Raw genomic sequence first — 16948 nt, 5'->3', positions numbered from 1 at the left:
CTGACTAGTTACCTGTGGCCGAGCGCGTCGTGTCACCGGTGCGCTCACGCCGGGCCAGTTCACGAAGCGCCCGCTCGAATACTTCCGGCGGTTGGCCGCCCTGGATCAGGTGCACGTCGTTGATGATCACCGATGGCACCGAACGCACGTTCTCATTGGCGTAGAAGTGTTCGCGTTCGCGTACGCTGTCGGCATAGCGGCCTTCGCGCAACACCTCCATTGCCTCCACGCCGTCCAGGCCGACCTCACTGGCCAAGCGCTGCAGCACTTCGTGGTCGCTGACGTCCAGGCCCAGCGTGAAATAGGCGCGCAGCAGCGCATGCTTTAACGCCAGCTGGTCACGTTCACTATGCTCGCCGGCCCAGTGCAGCAGACGGTGCGCATCGAAGGTGTTGTACACACGCGATTCGTGCGAGGTGGCAAAGTCGAAACCGACATCCTGGCCGCGCTGTCGGATCGCCTCCCGGTTGCGCTCTACGGTGGCGCGGTCGATGCCGTATTTGGCCATCAGGTGCTCGGTGGCGTTGTCACCCTCGGCGCCCAGGTCCGGATGCAGTTCGAATGGTTGCACGTGGATGTGCGCCTCGATCTCACCTTCCAGGCGCTCAATAGCCCGCTCCAGCGACTTCAGTCCAATCGCGCACCAGGGGCATACCACATCGGAAACGAAGTCGATCTTCATGGGGGTGGGGGTGTCGCTCATGGCTGCTCCGTGTCCATCGCCGTCTCACAGATGGCCGATTATGGCGCGCGCATGCTGGCCACAACCTAAAGCGCATCGGTGCGTTCGGCGCAGATTCCAGCTTGGGTGCTTAGGCTTGGTGGCTTTCACGCGAAGTGGAGAGATGCGATGAGCGATACCGTGATGCTTATTACCGGCGCCTCCTCGGGCATTGGCGAGGCGGTGGCGCGCCAGGCCGTGGCGCGGGGCTGGAAGGTGGCCATGCTGGCACGCAGCGCCAAGAAGCTGGAAGCCCTGGAAAAGGAGCTGGGCGCGCAGGTCCTGGGGCTGTCGGCCGATGTCAGCAGCGAGGACGATCTGAAGTCCGCGCTGGCAGCGGTGAAGGAAAAATGGGGCCGTCTTGACGTGGTCTTTGCCAATGCCGGTACCGGTGGTTCGCCCGGTGGTTTCAGTGGCGCCGATCCGGATGGATGGAAGTCCATGCTGATGACCAATGTGTATGGTCTGGCGCTGACACTTCAGGTCACCTCCGAGGCCATTCGCGAATCGCGCGGGCACGTGGTCATCACCGGTTCGATTGCCGGGCGCCGCTCGCTGCCCGGTTCCATGTACAGCGCCAGCAAGTGGGCCGTGACCGGCATTGGACACGGATTTCGCAAGGAAGTGGGCAAGCATGGCGTGCGCGTGACACTGATCGAGCCGGGCATGGTCGATACCGCCTTCTTCGACGAGCCCAAGCCGGACATGCTGAAAAGCGAGGATGTGGCGCGCGCGGTGATGTACGCGCTCGATCAGCCCTCGCACATGGAGGTGCACGAGCTGGTGGTGCTGCCGATGGCGCAGCAGGGCAGTGACATCGTGCCCTGAGCGCCATTGGCAAGGTGTGCGCGTCACACGCCGCCGAGGAAGTCCATCTTGCCCAGTGGCACGCCGGCCTGGCGCAGGATGTTGTAGGCGGTGGTGCAGTGGAAGAACACGTTGGGCAGCACGAAGTTCTGCACGTAGTCCAGACCCTGGAAGTTCAGCTCACCGCTGCGCAGCTTCAACACCACGCTGCGCGTTTCGGAGCCTTCCAGCTGCTCGGGCGTGAAAGCGGTCAGGATTTCGATGGCGCGCTCCAGACGGGCCAGCAGCTGGCCGAAGTCGGTCTCGTTGTCCTCGAACGGGATCGGTTCCACGCCGGCCAGGCGCGCGGCGCCGTTCTTGGCCATGTCGGTGGCGATCTGCACCTGCTTGGACAGAGGCAGCATGTTGGGTATCAGTCGCGTGCCCAGCATCACGGCGTCGTCGACTTGCTGGTCGGCGGCCCAGGCCTGGCCTTTCTTCAGCACGGCGGCAAGATTGCTGAGCGCGCGCGTGGTCACGGGAACGAACATCTGGTGCATGGAAAGCGACATGGTGGGTCCTTGCGAGGGGGAAAGGTGGCTGACAGCAGCCGAAAGACGCCCGGCGAGCATACGAGTCACCCACGCCTTCGCCAAGCGCGACTTAAGCCCGGTCGCGAGGCCAGGCGGCGCATGAGCCCATCCCGTCAAGGCGCGTGCGTCATCAACTCGCGCAGGCGTTCCAGGGCGGTCTTGAGCTGGTGCCGATCGGCGGCCGCGCCCAGTGAAAGGCGCAAGGCGGCCGGGGTGTCATCGGTGTCTAGGGTTGCCTGAAAGGCCTGCGAGGGCATCAAGGCAAGCCCTTCGCCGCGCGCCCTGGCCATCAGCGCCGGTGCGGTCCAGGGCGCAGGCAGCGCGTGCCACAGATGAATGCCCTGGTCGGTGCTGGTGGCGCCGGACAGGCACAGGCGGGCGATGCGCTGGCGCTGACGGGCCTCCTCACGCACCGCGCTGGCCAGCTGTTCGGCCAGACCGCTGCCAATCCACTGCGTGAGCAGCGCGCCATGCAGCGGCGAGGGCATCACGCTGAGCGCGTGCAAAGCAGCCAGAAAGGGGTCGCTCGCCGTGGCACCCGGCAGGCGCACGAAGGCCAGGCGCAGGCCGGGCGTCAGGCACTTGGCCAGGGTCGAGACGTAAAACGTGTGTCGAGGAGCCAGCCTGGCGATGGGTGCCGGGGCGTGACTGGCCAGGCGCGCGTACGGATCATCCTCGATCAGACGGGCGTCGTAACGCTCCAGCAGTGCGGCGATGGCGGCGCGGCGCATGGCCGGCATGGTGTGCGTGGTGGGATTTTGAAGTGTGGGATTGAGATACAGCAGCCGCGCACCGGCACGCAGCGCCTGCTCCAGCGCATCCGGACGCATGCCTTCGGCGTCGGTGGCCACCGCGCGAACGACGCGGCCCAACATGCGGGCGGCGGCGGGCAGGCCGGGATACACCCATGGCTCGACCAGCACGCTATCGCCGTTGGCGCTGGCGCTGAGTATGGCCGCGGCCAGTGCCGCCTGCGCGCCGGGGGCGAGCACGGTCAAGGCCGCATCGGTGCGGCCCAGCAGTGGCTCAAGCCAGCGCGCACCGGCGGCGCGTGCCGCGGTGCCGCCGCCGCCGTGCTGGTAGGTCATCAGCACGCTGGCATCATGACGCACCAGTACCTGATGCAAGCCCTCACGCAGCATGGCGCCCAGGTCGTGGCCAAGTGGTGGCGGCGGAATGTTCATGCCCAGGTCGACCATCGGCGCCAGGTCAGCCCGGCTGGCGGCCACGAAGCTGCCCCGAGCTCCGCGCGTGCGGATCAGGCCGCGCTGGCGCGCCTCGGTAAAGGCGCGCGTGACCGTGGTCAGGTCCACGCCCAGGCGCCGCGCCACCTCGCGCTGCGCCGGCAGCCGCTCGCCCGGCTGCAGCAGGCCATCGACGATGGCCGTTTCCAGAAAGCCCAGAATCTGCGTGTAGCGCGGTCCGCGCTGAAGCGTGCGCTTGGCCAGCCAGTCGGTGCGGGGTACGCCGTTGGAGTCGGGCTGTGTCACTTTGCCGCAAATGTATGGACCTTGTTGGTTTTTAGTATGGAGCCATGGTTAGCCCAGATCCATACAAAGCATCCGCCGCCTCGCCGGTGGCGTTTTCCCATCGACCGCTGAGCGCGGCGCAGGCGCGCTCACGTATGCGTCGCGCCTGGGCGCTGATGGCGCTGGGATTGATCGCCTTCGTGGTGATGTTGCCGGTGGCGCGGGGGCTGATGGTGGCGATCTATCAGAGCGGCGATGTCGGCATGGCGCAGGTGCTCGGCTCCATGCTGCTGGCGGCCGTGTCCGGCCTGAGCGCACAGGCCGGCTGGAATCTGCGTGTCAGCCTGCGCCCCTTGCAGGCGCGGGACCTGCGCGAGATCGAGCGCCTGGCAGTGGCCATGGTGCCGGGCCCGGTGCCGCAGGCGGTGCGTCAGTGGCGCGAAGAGGGTGTCTTTTTGCGCCGGCGCGACTTGCTGGCGGTCAGCCACGCCTATCACCGCGAGCACGGTGGCATGGTCGCGCCGCCGGGCCAGTAAGGTGGTGCGCGGGGTGTGACAGGCAGGCCCATCGGGACGTGACCGGGAACTGAATCGTTATGTACTCTGTCTGAGTACTTTCCGATGTCCCGTGATCGATTGCCCATGCCGTTCCTGTCCTGCTGTTGCCGATGTGGTCCACGCTGCGTGAGCGGGGGCACACGGTGAGGCGCAGCAGCATGCGGGGCGTCGCTCGTTTCAGCGTGCCGTTGCTGGCCACGCTGGTACTGACCGCCTGCGGTGGCGGCGGTCATGACAAGCTGGCCAGCAAGGTGCATGGCTACAACGTTTCCGATCAGCCGGCGCCACCCGCGCAGCAGATTTTCCGGCGCCGCCTGGCGATGTCGCCACGTACCATCGATCCGACGCTGGCCACCGGCATTCCTGCCTACAACGTGGTGCAGGATCTGTTCGAAGGGCTGGTGACACTGGGGCCGGATGGAAAAATCCGTCCAGGCGTGGCCAGCTCCTGGGACATCAGTGCCGACGGCACCACCTACACCTTCCATTTGCGTGCCGGCGCGCGCTGGTCCAATGGCCAGCCGGTCACGGCGGGTGATTTCGTCTACGCTTGGCGCCGTGAGGTCGATCCCAAGACCGGCGCCGAGTACGCGCAGTCGTTCTCGCCGGTGGTCAATGCCAACGCCATCATCGATGGCAAAAAGCCGCCCGACACGTTGGGTGTCAGCGCGATCGATCCGCATACGCTGAAAGTGCAGTTGACCGAGCGCACGCCGTATTTCCTGGTCATGCTCTACAACGATTACTGCATGCCGCTGTACAAGCCGGCGGTGCAGAAGTGGGGCGATGCCTGGACGCGGCCGCAGCACATGGTCAGCAACGGGCCGTTCAAGCTTACCCAGTGGGTGATCAACGGCCACCTGACCCTGAGCAAGAACCCGTATTACTGGGATGCCAGCCACGTGCGCCTGCAGAGAGAGATCGACTATCCGATCTCCGAGCGCTCCTCGGCGCTGTCACGCTATCTGGCCGATGATCTGGACTTTGTCGATGAGCCGGCCTTTCCCGCCAGCGATGTGAAGTGGCTGGAAAAAATGCTCGGCAAGCAGGTGCAGGTGTCGCCGTATTACGCCACCGCGTTCCTGGGCATGCTGGTGCACAAGAAGCCTTTCGACAGTCGTGATCTGCGCCTGGCACTGACCATGGTGCTCAACCGCAAGGTGTTGTCGAACCAGTTGATGGGCGGTTTGAGCCTGCCGGCGTATTCGCTGTTTCCGCCGTTGCCCGGCTACACCCAGCATCTGCCCGCGTGGGCGCACTGGTCGATGCAAAAGCGCCTGGCGACGGCGCGTCGTCTGTACCACCAGGCGGGCTACTCCAAGGCGCATCCGCTCAAGGTGGAGCTGCTTTACATGACCGAGGGCGTGCAGACGCGCAACTACATGGAAGCGGTGGTGACCATGTGGAACCAGGCGCTGGGCAGCGACATCACCCTGCGCAATGAGCAATGGAAGGTGATGCTGCAGGACATCCAGTACCACAACGCCGATCTCTACTGGAGTTCGTGGGTGGGTGATTACCCGGCGCCGTATACCTTCGCCCAGCAGTTCGTGAAGGGCTTTGCCATGAACTATGGCAGCTACGACAAACCGTCCTACCAGACGGCGGTGGCCGCGGCCATTGCTGCGCCGGACAAGGCCTCGCGCTATGCCGCCTATGGGCGCGGCGAGGATGTGCTCAACCACGACGTGCCGTTCATTCCGCTGTACCACTACAAGGCCGCCGAGCTGGTCAAACCGTACGTGGCCGGCGTACAGCCGAACGTGGTGGCGCTGCACCTGGCGCGCTACATCTGGATCCGCAAGCATTCGGTGCAAGGCTCATGATGCGTTTCATCCTGCGCCGGGTGCTGGGCGCCATTCCCACCCTGCTGATCATCATCACGCTGAGCTTTTTCATGCTGCGTGCCGCGCCGGGCGGGCCGTTCACCACCCAGCGCGCGCTGCCGCCGCAGGTGAAGGCCAACCTGGAGCACATGTATCACCTGGATGAGCCGTTGTGGGAGCAGTACGGGCGGTATCTGGGCGACATCGCCAGCGGCGATTTCGGGCCGTCGTTCGTGTATCGCGGCACCAGCGTGAATGACCTGATCAAGCAGGGCCTGCCGGTGGATGCCACCATCGGCGGCCTGGCGCTGTTGATGGCGCTGCTGATCGGGGTGCCGTTGGGGATTGTCGCCGCGCTCCGGCAGAACACAGCCTGGGATTACGCGCCGATGGCCGGCGCCATGGTCGGCATCTCCATTCCCAATTTCGTGGTCGCGCCACTGCTGATCCTGATCCTGGCGGTGAAGCTGCACTGGTTGCCGGCCGGCGGTTGGGGCGACGGGCATCCGTGGTATCTGATCTTGCCGGTGGTGTCGCTGGGCCTGCCGCTGATTGCCTACATGGCGCGGCTGATGCGTGGCTCGATGGTCGAGGTGCTCAACAGCCCGTTTATCCGCACCGCGCGCGCCAAGGGCCTGCCCGAGCGCACCGTGATCATGCGCCATGCGCTGCGGCCGGCGCTGATGCCGCTGATCTCGTTCCTGGGGCCGGCCGCCGTCACCACGCTGACCGGTTCGATCGTCATCGAGCAGATTTTCGGCTTGCCGGGTATTGGCCGCTTCTTCGTCAACGGCGCACTCAACCGCGACTACACGCTGGTCATGGGGGTGACCATTCTCTACGGCATGCTGATCATCGCCTTCAACCTGCTCGCCGACGTGTTGTATGGCGTGCTCGATCCGAGGGTGCGCCTGTCATGAGCCATGCCCGTAAACAAACCGCCTTGCGGTCGGTGTTGAATTGGGTGCCCGGCCGAGGCGCCGCTGCCAAGGCCGAGGCGCTGGCCGAAGCCGGTGTCGGCCGCTCGCTGTGGGAGGACGCCTGGCGGCGCCTGAAGCGTAACCGCGCGGCCATCGCCAGTCTGTGGTTTCTGGGCCTGATTTGCCTGGGTTGCGTAGTCATTCCGTGGGTGTGGCCGTACGGCTATGCCGAGCCGGACTGGAATCTGATGTACCACGCGCCCACCTTCGCCGGCGCGCATCTGTTTGGCACCGACGCGCTGGGGCGCGATCTGTTCGTGCGTGTGATGTGGGGTTGTCGCATCTCGCTGATGGTGGGTCTGGTGGCGACCGTCGTCACGCTGTTGATCGGTGTTACCTGGGGCGCGGTGGCCGGCTTCGTTGGTGGCCGTGTCGACGGGCTGATGATGCGCTTTGTCGACATCTTGTATTCGATCCCGTTCATCCCCTTCGTGATCATCCTGATGGTGCTGTTCGGGCGCGATCTGTTTCTGGTCTTTGCCGCCATTGGCGCGGTGTCGTGGCTGGATATCGCGCGCATCGTGCGCGGCCAGACTCTGAGCCTGCGCAAGAAGGAATTTGTCGAGGCGGCGCGTGCCAGCGGCGTGCGCGATGGCGCCATCATCGGCCGGCACATCGTGCCCAATTTGATCGGCATCGTCGTGGTCTATGTGACGCTGACCATCCCCACGGTGATCCTGTTCGAGGCTTTCCTGAGCTTCCTGGGCCTGGGCGTACAGGCGCCGCTCACCTCGCTGGGCGGGTTGGTCAGCGATGGCAGCGCGGTGCTTGAGTCGTATCCGTACATGCTGGTGATCCCGGCCATTTTCCTGGCCGTGATCGTGTATTGCTTCAACTTCATCGGAGACGGGCTGCGCGATGCGCTGGACCCGAAGGATCGCTGACATGGCCCTGCTCGACGTCAACGACCTGTGCGTGCGTTTTGCCACCGACGATGGTGATGTCCACGCCGTCAATCATGTGAATGTGTCGGTCGATCGCGGCCAGGTGCTCGGCGTGGTCGGCGAGTCCGGCTCCGGCAAGAGCCAGACCTGGCTCTCGGTGATGGGCCTGCTGGCGCGCAATGGTCAGGCCAGTGGCAGCGTGAAGCTGGATGGTGAGGAGATTCTCAATCTCTCCAACCGACAGCTCAGCCGGCTTCGCGGTGCGCGCATGGGCATGATCTTTCAGGATCCGATGACTGCGCTCAACCCGTTTCTTACCGTTGGCCGGCAGATGAGCGAGGTACTGCAATGGCACGCGGGCATGTCGCGGCGCGCGGCGGCCAAGCGGGCCATCGAGGCGCTGGAAGCGGTGCATATCACCGGCGCCGAACGGCGGCTTTCGATGTATCCGCACGAGTTTTCCGGCGGCATGCGCCAGCGCGTGATGATTGCCATGGCGCTGCTGACCGATCCGCAACTGCTGATTTGCGATGAGCCGACCACGGCGCTGGATGTCACTGTGCAGATGCAGATCCTGGCGCTGCTGGATGAGCTGCGCCAGCGCTTTGGCACCGCCATTGTGCTGATCACGCACGATCTTGGCGTGGTCGCGCAGATCGCCGATCGCGTCACGGTGATGTACGGCGGCCGGCAGATCGAGCAGGCCGAGGTGCACACTTTGTTTGATGCCTATCGCCACCCTTATACCGAAGGCTTGCTGGGCTCGGTGCCGCGTCTGGATGCGCCGCGCACCGAGCGCTTGCCGACCATTCCCGGCCATCCGCCTAACCTGGCCAGCATGCCCGCCGGTTGTCCTTTTGCGCCGCGCTGCGGCTACGTGATGGCGCGTTGTCGTCAGGCCATGCCGCCGCTTGAAGCCGTGGACGGTGGTGCGCATCTGCGCGCCTGTTATTACGACGGTCCACTGGGCAAGCAGGAGGGCGTGACATGAGCGAATTGCTTTACAGCGTCAGCCATCTGGACGTCCATTTTCCGATGCGCGACAAAGGGCTTTTTGGCAAGACACGCCTGCTGCGTGCCATCGATGATGTCAGCTTTCAGGTGCATCGCGGGGAAACCCTGGGCGTGGTCGGCGAATCCGGATGTGGCAAGTCGACGTTATTGCGCGCGCTGATGCGCCTGGGCCCGGCGACGGCCGGTTCGCTGCAGTTTGAAGGCCGCGAACTGACCGACCTTGACGACAAGGCCATGCAGCCACTGCGCCGCGATCTGCAGATGATTTTCCAGGATCCGCTGGCCTCGTTGGACCCGCGCATGACGGTCGGGCAGATCATCGGTGAGCCGTTGCGCGCGCTGGAGCCGACGCTGGATGCGGCCAGCCGCCGTGAGCGCGTGCTCGAGCTGATGCGCCGCGTCGGCTTGCTGCCCGAGCAGGTCAACCGTTACGCACACGAATTCTCCGGCGGCCAGGCGCAGCGCATTGGTATTGCCCGCGCGTTGATCGTCGAGCCGCGACTGCTGGTGTGTGATGAGCCGGTGTCGGCGCTGGACGTGTCGATCAAGTCGCAGGTGATCAACCTGTTGATGGATCTGCGTACCGAGCGCGGCCTGACCTACGTGTTCATCGCGCATGATCTGGCCAGCGTGCGTCACATCGCAGATCGCGTGGTGGTGCTGTACCTGGGCCGGGTGATGGAGATTGCCGATCGCGATGCGCTCTACGCCGCGCCGCTGCATCCGTACACGCAGATGCTGCTGGCCGCGGTGCCGATTCCCGATCCGCGTGTGGCGCGTCAGCGGCGCATGAGTGTGGTACGCGGCGAGCTTCCGTCGCCGCTGGACCCGCCATCCGGCTGCGCTTTCCGCACGCGCTGCCCGTTTGCCACGCGTCGCTGTGCCGAGCAGCGTCCGGCCTTGCGCGACGTTGGTGCCGGGCAGGTCGCTTGTCACCACGCCGAGGCCATCGCCGAAGGTCGCGCCGAACGCGCCAGCGCCTGAGCCGTTCGTAGGGCAAGCCTCACCGCGTTCTCCCGCTGCGCCGGGCGTGGTGTCGCACAGGCAGTGCCTGCCCAAACGAGCGCCCACGCCACCGGCGCACCATTGATGTGGGTGCGTTTGCTGTGCGTCGGCGTCACGGATGGGTTGCGTATGTAAAGTGTGCTTGACACGCTACTGAGGCAGGTCTAGCCTTTATGTCAAGTGAGCTTTACATGTGATTTCGCCCGAACGGGCGGCACGCTTGGGGGAGGGGGAAAGGCAATGGCTCGTGCGGTCTATCGGCGGTATCGCCGTGAATTTGGCTGGTCGATGGCGGCGTACGTGGCGGTGATGCTGCTGGCGTTTCCACTGACCCGCGAGGTGACCTCGCCCACCTTGAAGTGGATGCTGGCGCTGCTGCCGATGGTGCCAATCGGCTTTGCCGTGCGCGCCATGGTGCGTCTGGTGCTGGGCAGTGACGAGCTGGAACAGCGCCAGCATCTGGTCGGGCTGGCCGTGGCCGTGGTGGTCGTGGGCATGCTCTCGCTGCTGGGCGGGTTTCTTGATGCGGCCGGTGTCATTCACCTCTCCGGCGACGTATTGCTGTGGGTATTTCCGGCGCTGGCGGCCAGTTACGGTTTTACCCGGCAATGGAAGTTGGCCGGCTTTGGCATGGTCGATGAAAGCGAGCAATGTGCGCGCAAGCCATGGGTCCTGGTCGGCATTGGCGCGGTGCTTTTGATCACGGCAGCATTGGCCTGGGGACACACCAGCGATTACATCCTGGGACTTTTGCTGGGCATGGGCGGCACCATGTTGCTGGGCGCCGCCTTCCACGCGTTGGTACTGCGTCGCGCGCGCCGCCACGCTGAGGGCGACCTGTGAGTGCACCGACACAGCGTTCCCTGCGCCAGGAGTTGCGCCAGTGGCTGACGGCCTGGCGACTGGGCTTGGATGTGCATCCGGATGACCGCCGCCTGGATCAGGCGCTCCGCCATGGGAGCCGTGGCAAGTTCTGGGCGGTCGGCATCATGATGGTGCTGTGCGTTGGCTGGCTGGCGCCGGCAACCTGGCTGAACACGCCGCTGCGCTGGGTATTGGGCGCGGCGTTGATGCCGATGGGGTTGATGCTGGGCACCGAGCATCTGCGCCAGGTGATGCGTGCCGATGAGCTGCAGCAGCGCATTGAGCTGCTGTCTATGGCGGTCACTTTCGTGGTGGTCGCCGCGGGCCTGCTCACATTGCTTTGCTGGCACGCCGTCGGCCTGACCGTGCAGCTGCAACCGGCGGTGACGTGGCTGATTTTCCTTGCCGTGTACGTCGGCACCCGCCGCTTTCTTCGTTATAGCTATCGATGAACAACCACATGCGTGACATGCGCGGCCAGCAGGGGTGGTCGCAGGCGCATCTGGCCGAGCTGCTGGATGTATCGCGGCAAACCGTCAACGCCATCGAAACAGGCAAGTACGATCCCAGCCTGCCGTTGGCCTTCAAGATCGCAGCCGTGTTCGGCTGCACCATCGAGTCGATTTTCATTCCGGGGGAGTCTCAAACGTGAAACGCACCAAGCTGACCATCCGTATCGTGGTGGTGCTGGTGGCCGTGGCCGTCTATGTCGCCATCAACCACTACAAGGCCCATCGCCAGCCGTCACCCAAATCGTCGTCTCCACCCACCGTGGCCGATGCCAAGCCGGTGAAGCCGGTCCCGCCGCGCACTTGGAAACTGGGCAAGCTCACGCTGACCGCCTGTGATCTGGGCACGCCCGATTCCGGGCAGAGCACGGCCGCCTGGTGCGATGACTTCGAGGTACCCGAAGATCGCACCACACCGAATGGCCGCCACATCAAGTTGCGTCTGGCGGTGGTGCGCTCGGACGCGCCCGATGCCGACATGGTGGTGATGCTGGCCGGTGGCCCCGGCCAGGCCGCCACCGAGAGCTACATCGGTGTGAAGCCGGCCATGGAGCCCTTGCTCAAGCATCACAACATCTTGTTGCTGGACCAGCGCGGCACCGGCGGCTCCAACCCGCTGACCTGCCCGAAGTCGGCCAAGGACACCGGCACCGTCAAGAACGTGCCGACCGCCGACATCGACAAACTGAAGGCGCAGGTCGCTGCCTGCCGCGATGCGCTCAAATCCAAGGCCGATCCGCGCTTTTACACCACCACCGATGCGGTGGCCGATCTGGAGGCGGTACGCCAGGCGCTGGGTTCGCCCCGGTTTGATCTGGTGGGCGTCTCCTACGGCACACGCATGGCCCAGCAATACGCCATGCGCCATCCGGATGGCGTGCGCGCCATCGTGCTGGACGGCGTGGTGCCCAATCGCCTGATCCTGGGCGAGGACTTTGCCCGCAATCTGGACGATGCGCTGAAGAAGGACTTCGATGCCTGCACCGCCACGCCGGCCTGCAAGAAGCGCTTTGGCAACCCGTACCAGACGCTTTACCAGTTGCGTGATGCGCTGCGTGCCAATCCGCACGAAGTGACCTATCGCGATCCGTCCACCTATCACAGCACCACCACCAAGCTCGATGGCGACACGCTGGCCACGGTGGTGCGCCTGTTCGCCTACACACCGGAAACGGCTGCGTTGCTGCCGCTTTCCATCGACGAGGCCGCGCACGGCGACGTCGGCCCGCTGCTGGGTCAGGCCAAGCTGATCACCGGTGATCTGGATGCCTCCATGAACAACGGCATGCAGATGAGTGTGGTCTGCGCCGAGGACGCCGACCAGCTCAAGCCGCGTCCGCAGGATGCCGACACGCTGCTTGGCAATACGCTGATCAACATCATCAAGGCCGAATGTTCGGTGTGGCCGCATGGCGCCATGCCGGCCGATTTCCATCAGCCGCTCACCGGTGCCATTCCCACCCTGCTGCTGTCGGGCGAGCGCGATCCGGTCACGCCGCCACGTTACGCCAAGGAAGTGGCCTCGCACCTTTCCGATGCGCGTAGCCTGGTGCTGAACGGCCAGGGCCACAACGTCATCGCCCGTGGCTGCACGCCGGAGCTGGTGAAAACCTTCATCGACAAGCTCGATCCGAAAAAGCTCGATGCCAGCTGCCTGGATCGCATGGCCGCGCCGCCGGCCTTCATCAACTTCAATGGAGCCACGCCATGATCGAGGTAAAGGACCTGCACAAGGCCTTCGGCGAGGTCAAAGCCGTCGATGGCGTCAGCTTCCACGCCGCCGACGGTCAGATCACCGGCCTGCTCGGCCCCAATGGCGCCGGCAAGACCACCAGCCTACGCATGCTCTACACGCTGATGAAACCCGATGCCGGCCAGGTCATGGTCGACGGCATCGACGCCGCCGTCGACCCGGTCGCCGTACGCCGCCAGCTGGGTGTTCTGCCCGATGCGCGCGGGCTTTACAAGCGCCTGACGGCACGCGAGAACATCAACTATTTCGCGCGCCTGCACGGCATGGACGAGGCACTGATCCGCGAACGCCGTGAAGCGCTGATCGAGGGCCTGGAGATGCAGGACATCGCCGACCGGCGCACCGAGGGCTTCTCGCAGGGCCAGCGCGTGAAAACGGCCATCGCCCGCGCGCTGATCCACGACCCGCGCAACGTGATCCTGGATGAACCCACCAACGGCCTGGACGTGATGGCCACCCGCGCCATGCGCCGCTTCATGCTCAAGTTGCGCGACGAAGGCCGCTGCGTGCTGTTCTCCAGCCACATCATGCAGGAGGTGGCGGCGCTGTGTGACCGCATCGTGGTCATCGCCCACGGCCGCGTGGTCGCCGCCGAAAGCCCCGATGCCCTGCGCGAACAGACCGGCGAAGCCAACCTCGAGGATGCCTTCGTCAAGATCATCGGCAGCGAGGAGGGTCTTGCCGCATGAAAGCCGTACTCACCGTCTTCCTGAAGGAAGTGAAGGAAAACCTGCGCGATCGGCGCACCGTCATCAATGCGTTGATTACCGGCCCCTTGATGGCGCCGATCTTCTTCGTGCTGCTGATGAACATCATGATCAACCGCGAGCTGGACAAGGCCGACAAGCCGCTGTCCGTGCCGGTGGTCGGTGCCAGCCTGGCACCCAACCTCATCGATGCGCTGAAGGCCCGGGGCCTGGACCCGCTGCCACCGGTGGCCGACCCCATTGCCGCGGTCACCGACCAGCGCGCCGACGTGGTGCTGAAAATTCCCAAGAGCTACCCGAAAGCCTGGGAAAAGGGTGAAATCGCACAGGTGGAGCTGATCTACGACTCCTCGCAGCGTGATGCCAGCAGTTCCGTCAATAGGCTGGAGGGCATGCTAAAGGGCTACGCCCGTCAGCAGGGGGCACTGCGCGTGCTGTCGCGTGGTCTGTCGCCTGCCGTGTCCATGCCGCTGGTGGTCGACAAGCGTGACCAGTCCACGCCGCAATCGCGTGCCGGGATGATGTTCTCGATCATGCCGTACTTCTTCGTGCTCACCGTGTTCATGGGTGGCATGTATCTGGCTATCGATCTGACTGCCGGTGAGCGCGAGCGGCAATCGCTGGAGCCGTTGTTCGTCAATCCCGTGGCGCGCTGGCGTGTACTGCTGGGCAAGCTGATGGCCATTTGCGGTTTCTCCATGACCAGCCTGCTGCTGTCGATCATCGCCTTTGCCCTGGCCGCCAATTTCGTGCCCACCGAGAAACTGGGCATGTCGCTGGCGATGGGGCCGATGTTCGCCATCGACGTGTTGGTGCTGATGCTGCCGCTGGTGATGCTGCTGTCGGTGCTGCAAACCCTGGTGGCGGCATTCGCCAAGAGCTATCGCGAGGCGCAGACGTATCTTTCCATCCTGATGCTGATCCCGGCGTTGCCTTCGGTGATTCTCTCGGTGATTCCGGTACGCGCGCAGGATTGGATGTACGCGGTGCCCCTGCTGGGCCAGCAAATGGGTATCACCGCGTTGCTTCGCGGAGGCAGCGTCAGCATGCAGCAGATCGGTCTGACGCTGGTCACCGGCATTGTTGCCGCCTTCCTGGTCGGCCTGATCACCGCCCAGGTCTATCGCTCTGAAAGGTTGGCCATTTCAGGCTGAGTGCTCTGATCAATCGATGTGTTGAACTCAGGCGCGGGGCAGTGATGTCCCGCGCTTTTTTTCGCGCAACGCTTTGGGCTTGGCTGTCAAAAATTGAGTGAGAAGGTGGACCGTCGTTCGTACTCAAGGCGTCATGTCAGCGCCGTGTGGTCGAGGCGATGGCGGCGCCTGGCGCAAGGTTGTCGTTAAGATAGCCGCATGTCTATTGTGCTTACCCCCTTCGCCCGTACCCGTTTGTTTCCGCGCGAAGCGCGCCGCAATGCCATCCAGGATTGCTCGCCCGAGGGCTTCGAACGCCGACTCAACGAGCAGGTACCCGAGAAGGTGCTGCAAGGCTACGCGCCGTTCTGCCAGCTGCATGTACACCGCAACTGGACCTCCACGCGCTGCATGGCGGTGCCGATTACCGACGAGAACCGGCACCTGCTGCAATCGGCCTACGAGGCACGCAGCTCGAAGGAGCTACCGGTACTGGTGCGCTGGTTCGAGGGTGTCGAGCCGCCGGTAGCCAATTATCTGTTGCCGATCCTCTACAGCCGCGAGCAACTGGCGAAAGAGGGTGAAGCGATCGACGCCGATTGGGGCGTGGTCGGCTGCCTGTACACCATGACGCCGGAAGAAATTCCCATGGCGCCCATCACCATGATGCGCAACGCGCTGGGCGTGGACGAGGGGGGCTCCGGTGTGCCGCTGGACGCCGAAGCCTATCGACGCAGCGCGGCATTCTGGCAGGATCATGCCAACTGGCGTCCTACGATAGGATGATTATCAGAGCTGTCATTTAATGGCTCGTTTGTGTGGTCAAACGTATGCCGTATGCCGTATGCCGTATGCCGTGTGATCTGTGCACGGCGGAACAGCTTGAAGTCAAAAATTTCCAGATGTAGTGTGGTAATCACATCAAAAGGAGCGATGTGATATGAAACTGATGAAAAGGATCTTCTTAATTTTTTGTTTTATCTTTTTGCCATTCGACGCAATGGCAATACCATATATTCCGTGTGATGGATGTACTAATGCGCAGATGATTGCCGCAGCAAAGAGTCATGGCGTGGGTCTGGTGGTGGTTGGGGATGTCATAAGCAAAGGGGCGGTGAAGTACAGAGTTTACCAAGACTATCAGCCTCAGGTTGTGATGAATTCCAGGCGACCTTCGTTATATGTGGACTATGAAGTTATGACGGATGCGGAGGTTAGCGCCTTTAGTGCTGTCGTGCATTTTTATCAGGGCTCTCCGGAGGGATATAGCAAAAATATAAATTATAGGATTGTAGGCTCTAATCAGGTTATGATAACAGACAAAGGTTCGGTCAGGCCTTTTTCGACGCCAGAAACCGCAGTAAATCTTGTTTATCCCAACCCTGACGTAAATATTTATGATGTAATAAATCCGTCGCCGGCGCAGAACCAGTTTCTGGATAGCATAAACAGAAGCCCTGGTTTCACCATGAATAATCTTGCTCATTTAGCTGAATCCGCCGCCTCTGTGTTTACCTTTGTCAAAGATGCGCCAAGAATTCAAGCCACCGTAACTTTCAGAGACGGTAGTCATGTAGGAATTTATATAGCAAACCAAGGCGGCACTGATCAACTCATGGTTAACGAGAAATCCGGTGTTGACTCCCATGGAAATAATGTTCCTGCTACTGTATCGGCGGTGACTGGCGGTGACACTGGTGCAGATAGTCAGACGTACGACTTTTCGGGCCCGGGCAATCCCACCGATCAGCAAAATATGTGGGACCAGATTGGCCGCTTTGGCATACCAATAGTAAATCTTTCGACGCCCATCTATGTTTGCGTCAAAGCGCCTAATGGAACCTCTTGTACTTACCCGAAATGATAATTTTTTCGACAGGAAATTGAAGGTGAGCCGCTCGCACGCCTTGGCGAGCGGCTTTTTTGTTTTTTACTTTCATTTCGTTGAGGGTGTGACGTGCATTCGCGTGAAGCGACGCCCATGCTTTTTGCGCAATATTTTCAAGCCGTTTAGTGCGTGCGAACCGTGCCAGGGCTGATAAAAAAGCTGGCGCTACCACACATGCCACTAGTTTCCTTTAATCGCCCTTTGCTTCGTGTTCGCGGTGTCCGTAACGGCCTGCTCGACAGCTGTTTGCATGTCAAGT

Annotated in this window: 18 protein-coding genes; 15 read left to right on the top strand and 3 right to left on the bottom strand. The window is 63.1% G+C overall.

From position 1 onward, the window contains the following. Window positions 1-4: 4 nt before the first annotated feature. Entirely contained in the window at window positions 5-703 is a 699-nt protein-coding gene (locus tag HBF24_RS15970) for a DsbA family oxidoreductase (protein WP_167175210.1), read from the bottom strand. Window positions 704-850: 147 nt separating this feature from the next. Here HBF24_RS15970 and HBF24_RS15965 point away from each other — a divergent pair, with 147 nt between their 5' ends. Next, on the top strand, window positions 851-1549 hold the full coding sequence (locus HBF24_RS15965; RefSeq protein ID WP_167175207.1) for an SDR family oxidoreductase: 699 nt from the start codon (window positions 851-853) through the stop codon (window positions 1547-1549). Between the two features lie 23 nt (window positions 1550-1572). Here the strand turns inward: HBF24_RS15965 and HBF24_RS15960 are convergent, their stop codons facing one another. Both HBF24_RS15960 and HBF24_RS15955 read right to left on the bottom strand, forming a co-directional pair. Then, window positions 1573-2079 (bottom strand): DUF1993 domain-containing protein, encoded by a 507-nt coding sequence (locus HBF24_RS15960; protein ID WP_167175203.1) that lies wholly within the window; start codon window positions 2077-2079, stop codon window positions 1573-1575. Window positions 2080-2213: 134 nt separating this feature from the next. Beyond that, window positions 2214-3590, bottom strand: coding sequence for a PLP-dependent aminotransferase family protein (locus HBF24_RS15955; RefSeq protein ID WP_167175200.1), 1377 nt, complete (start codon window positions 3588-3590; stop codon window positions 2214-2216). Between the two features lie 134 nt (window positions 3591-3724). Between HBF24_RS15955 and HBF24_RS15950 the strand changes: the two genes are divergently transcribed. From HBF24_RS15950 to HBF24_RS15885, 14 genes are all read left to right on the top strand, one after another. Continuing rightward, window positions 3725-4105, top strand: coding sequence for a hypothetical protein (locus HBF24_RS15950; RefSeq protein WP_167175197.1), 381 nt, complete (start codon window positions 3725-3727; stop codon window positions 4103-4105). A 179-nt stretch (window positions 4106-4284) separates the two neighbouring features. Then, window positions 4285-5952: a peptide ABC transporter substrate-binding protein gene (locus HBF24_RS15945; protein WP_167175194.1), complete on the top strand. Its 1668-nt coding sequence runs from the start codon at window positions 4285-4287 to the stop codon at window positions 5950-5952. After that, window positions 5949-6872, top strand: a complete 924-nt coding sequence (gene oppB, locus HBF24_RS15940) for an oligopeptide ABC transporter permease OppB (protein WP_167175191.1) — start codon at window positions 5949-5951, stop codon at window positions 6870-6872. The genes HBF24_RS15945 and oppB overlap by 4 nt, the downstream gene beginning before the upstream one ends. Beyond that, on the top strand, window positions 6869-7816 hold the full coding sequence (locus HBF24_RS15935; protein ID WP_167175188.1) for an ABC transporter permease subunit: 948 nt from the start codon (window positions 6869-6871) through the stop codon (window positions 7814-7816). Before oppB ends, HBF24_RS15935 begins: the two co-directional genes overlap by 4 nt. Window position 7817: 1 nt before the next feature. Next, window positions 7818-8807 carry an ABC transporter ATP-binding protein gene (locus tag HBF24_RS15930; RefSeq protein WP_167175186.1) on the top strand — a complete coding sequence of 330 codons (990 nt, stop codon included), beginning with the start codon at window positions 7818-7820 and terminating at the stop codon, window positions 8805-8807. Next, entirely contained in the window at window positions 8804-9814 is a 1011-nt protein-coding gene (locus HBF24_RS15925; protein ID WP_167175183.1) for a dipeptide ABC transporter ATP-binding protein, read from the top strand. The genes HBF24_RS15930 and HBF24_RS15925 overlap by 4 nt, the downstream gene beginning before the upstream one ends. Window positions 9815-10075: 261 nt before the next feature. Then, window positions 10076-10678: a hypothetical protein gene (locus HBF24_RS15920; protein ID WP_167175179.1), complete on the top strand. Its 603-nt coding sequence runs from the start codon at window positions 10076-10078 to the stop codon at window positions 10676-10678. After that, entirely contained in the window at window positions 10675-11151 is a 477-nt protein-coding gene (locus HBF24_RS15915) for a hypothetical protein (protein WP_167175177.1), read from the top strand. The genes HBF24_RS15920 and HBF24_RS15915 overlap by 4 nt, the downstream gene beginning before the upstream one ends. Continuing rightward, window positions 11148-11351, top strand: a complete 204-nt coding sequence (locus HBF24_RS15910; protein WP_206064390.1) for a helix-turn-helix transcriptional regulator — start codon at window positions 11148-11150, stop codon at window positions 11349-11351. The genes HBF24_RS15915 and HBF24_RS15910 overlap by 4 nt, the downstream gene beginning before the upstream one ends. Beyond that, entirely contained in the window at window positions 11348-12919 is a 1572-nt protein-coding gene (locus tag HBF24_RS15905; protein ID WP_167175171.1) for an alpha/beta fold hydrolase, read from the top strand. The genes HBF24_RS15910 and HBF24_RS15905 overlap by 4 nt, the downstream gene beginning before the upstream one ends. Continuing rightward, window positions 12916-13650: an ATP-binding cassette domain-containing protein gene (locus tag HBF24_RS15900; protein WP_167175168.1), complete on the top strand. Its 735-nt coding sequence runs from the start codon at window positions 12916-12918 to the stop codon at window positions 13648-13650. The genes HBF24_RS15905 and HBF24_RS15900 overlap by 4 nt, the downstream gene beginning before the upstream one ends. Further along, entirely contained in the window at window positions 13647-14822 is a 1176-nt protein-coding gene (locus tag HBF24_RS15895; RefSeq protein ID WP_167175165.1) for an ABC transporter permease, read from the top strand. The genes HBF24_RS15900 and HBF24_RS15895 overlap by 4 nt, the downstream gene beginning before the upstream one ends. A 198-nt stretch (window positions 14823-15020) precedes the next feature. Then, window positions 15021-15587: a DUF3228 family protein gene (locus tag HBF24_RS15890; protein WP_167175162.1), complete on the top strand. Its 567-nt coding sequence runs from the start codon at window positions 15021-15023 to the stop codon at window positions 15585-15587. A gap of 154 nt (window positions 15588-15741) precedes the next feature. Continuing rightward, window positions 15742-16665 (top strand): hypothetical protein, encoded by a 924-nt coding sequence (locus HBF24_RS15885; RefSeq protein WP_167175159.1) that lies wholly within the window; start codon window positions 15742-15744, stop codon window positions 16663-16665. Window positions 16666-16948 lie beyond the last annotated feature (283 nt).

The sequence above is a fragment of the Oleiagrimonas sp. C23AA genome (assembly GCF_011759385.1).
GTDB lineage: Bacteria > Pseudomonadota > Gammaproteobacteria > Xanthomonadales > Rhodanobacteraceae > Oleiagrimonas.
The sequence above is the reverse complement of the archived record's forward strand: the minus strand, read 5'-3'. Positions and strand labels throughout refer to the sequence as shown.

Bases quoted from the DNA above. Each gene is read 5' to 3' on its own strand.
- HBF24_RS15970 (WP_167175210.1), bottom strand. From the start codon at position 703: ATGAGCGACACCCCCACCCCCATGAAGATCGACTTCGTTTCCGATGTG.
- HBF24_RS15965 (WP_167175207.1), top strand. From the start codon at position 851: ATGAGCGATACCGTGATGCTTATTACCGGCGCCTCCTCGGGCATTGGC.
- HBF24_RS15960 (WP_167175203.1), bottom strand. From the start codon at position 2,079: ATGTCGCTTTCCATGCACCAGATGTTCGTTCCCGTGACCACGCGCGCG.
- HBF24_RS15950 (WP_167175197.1), top strand. From the start codon at position 3,725: ATGCGTCGCGCCTGGGCGCTGATGGCGCTGGGATTGATCGCCTTCGTG.
- HBF24_RS15945 (WP_167175194.1), top strand. From the start codon at position 4,285: ATGCGGGGCGTCGCTCGTTTCAGCGTGCCGTTGCTGGCCACGCTGGTA.
- oppB (WP_167175191.1), top strand. From the start codon at position 5,949: ATGATGCGTTTCATCCTGCGCCGGGTGCTGGGCGCCATTCCCACCCTG.
- HBF24_RS15935 (WP_167175188.1), top strand. From the start codon at position 6,869: ATGAGCCATGCCCGTAAACAAACCGCCTTGCGGTCGGTGTTGAATTGG.
- HBF24_RS15930 (WP_167175186.1), top strand. From the start codon at position 7,818: ATGGCCCTGCTCGACGTCAACGACCTGTGCGTGCGTTTTGCCACCGAC.
- HBF24_RS15925 (WP_167175183.1), top strand. From the start codon at position 8,804: ATGAGCGAATTGCTTTACAGCGTCAGCCATCTGGACGTCCATTTTCCG.
- HBF24_RS15920 (WP_167175179.1), top strand. From the start codon at position 10,076: ATGGCTCGTGCGGTCTATCGGCGGTATCGCCGTGAATTTGGCTGGTCG.
- HBF24_RS15910 (WP_206064390.1), top strand. From the start codon at position 11,148: ATGAACAACCACATGCGTGACATGCGCGGCCAGCAGGGGTGGTCGCAG.
- HBF24_RS15900 (WP_167175168.1), top strand. From the start codon at position 12,916: ATGATCGAGGTAAAGGACCTGCACAAGGCCTTCGGCGAGGTCAAAGCC.
- HBF24_RS15895 (WP_167175165.1), top strand. From the start codon at position 13,647: ATGAAAGCCGTACTCACCGTCTTCCTGAAGGAAGTGAAGGAAAACCTG.
- HBF24_RS15890 (WP_167175162.1), top strand. From the start codon at position 15,021: ATGTCTATTGTGCTTACCCCCTTCGCCCGTACCCGTTTGTTTCCGCGC.
- HBF24_RS15885 (WP_167175159.1), top strand. From the start codon at position 15,742: ATGAAACTGATGAAAAGGATCTTCTTAATTTTTTGTTTTATCTTTTTG.